Origin of the sequence: Kitasatospora sp. MY 5-36 (assembly GCF_001182915.1) — a bacterium.
GTDB lineage: Bacteria > Actinomycetota > Actinomycetes > Streptomycetales > Streptomycetaceae > Kitasatospora.
This window is the reverse complement of sequence record NZ_LFVW01001272.1, coordinates 1-1,084: the sequence shown is the minus strand read 5'-3', so window position 1 is coordinate 1,084 and position 1,084 is coordinate 1. Positions and strand designations below refer to the sequence as shown.

Annotated in this window: 1 protein-coding gene; it reads left to right on the top strand. The window is 77.7% G+C overall.

Annotated features, from left to right (window positions below):
* Window positions 1-36 precede the first annotated feature (36 nt).
* Window positions 37-1,084, top strand: a 1,048-nt coding sequence (locus AE652_RS41905; protein ID WP_369808379.1) for an acyltransferase domain-containing protein, incomplete at its 3' end; no start/stop codon positions are given.

The following is a 1,084-nucleotide window of genomic DNA, read 5'->3' as shown; positions in this document are numbered from 1 at the left end:
GCCGCGCTCGCCGCCGGGGAGCCCGCCGCGGACGTCGTGACCGGGCAGACCCGCGCCGAGGGCACCGGCCGGACGGTCTTCGTCCTGCCGGGCCAGGGCAGCCAGTGGGTCGGCATGGGCCGCGAGCTGGCCGGGGCCTCGCCGGTGTTCGCGGCCCGGCTGGCCGAGTGCGCCGAGGCCCTCGCGCCGTACGTGGATTGGCAGTTGGACGATGTGCTGGCGGGCCTTCACGGCTTCGAGGCCGCCGACGTCGTGCAGCCCGCGCTGTGGGCCGTGATGGTCTCGCTGGCCGCGGTCTGGGAGGCGGCCGGCGTCGTCCCCGACGCGGTGGTGGGCCACTCCCAGGGCGAGATCGCCGCCGCCGTCGTCGCCGGGAGCCTGTCCCTGGCGGACGCCGCCAAGGTCGTCGCCCTGCGCAGCCGGACCCTGACCGCCCTCGCCGGGCGCGGCGGGATGATGGCCGTCGACGGCGCGGCCGACACCGTCCGCGGCTGGCTGGAGCCGTTCGGGGAGCGCCTGTCGGTCGCGGCCGTCAACGGCCCGTCCGCCACGGTGGTCGCCGGGGACCCGGACGCGCTGCACGAGCTGGCCGCGCTCCACCCCGACGTGCGCACCCGCGTCCTGCCGGTGGACTACGCCTCGCACAGCGCCCACGTCGAGGAGCTGCGCGAGGACGTCACCGCCGCCCTGGAGGGGATCGAGCCCCGTACGGCCCGGATCCCGATGGTCTCCGCGATGGACGGCCGCCGGCTCGCCGGGCCGGAGCTCGACCCCGCCTACTGGTACGCCAGCCTGCGCGAGACCGTCGAGTTCGCCCGCGCCGTGCGCACGCTCGGCGACGACGGCTACGACACCTTCGTCGAGGTGTCCCCGCACCCCGTGCTGGCCATGGCCGTCGGCGAGGAACTGGCGGACCGCGACCCCGTGGTCGTCGGCACGCTGCGCCGCGACGACGGCGGCGCCGCGCGGCTGCTCGCCTCCCTCGGCGAGGCGTACGCCCACGGCGCGCCCGTGGACTGGACCGCCGTCCTGCCCCGCGCCGAGCGGGCGGACCTGCCCACCTACGCCTTCCAGCGCGGCCGCT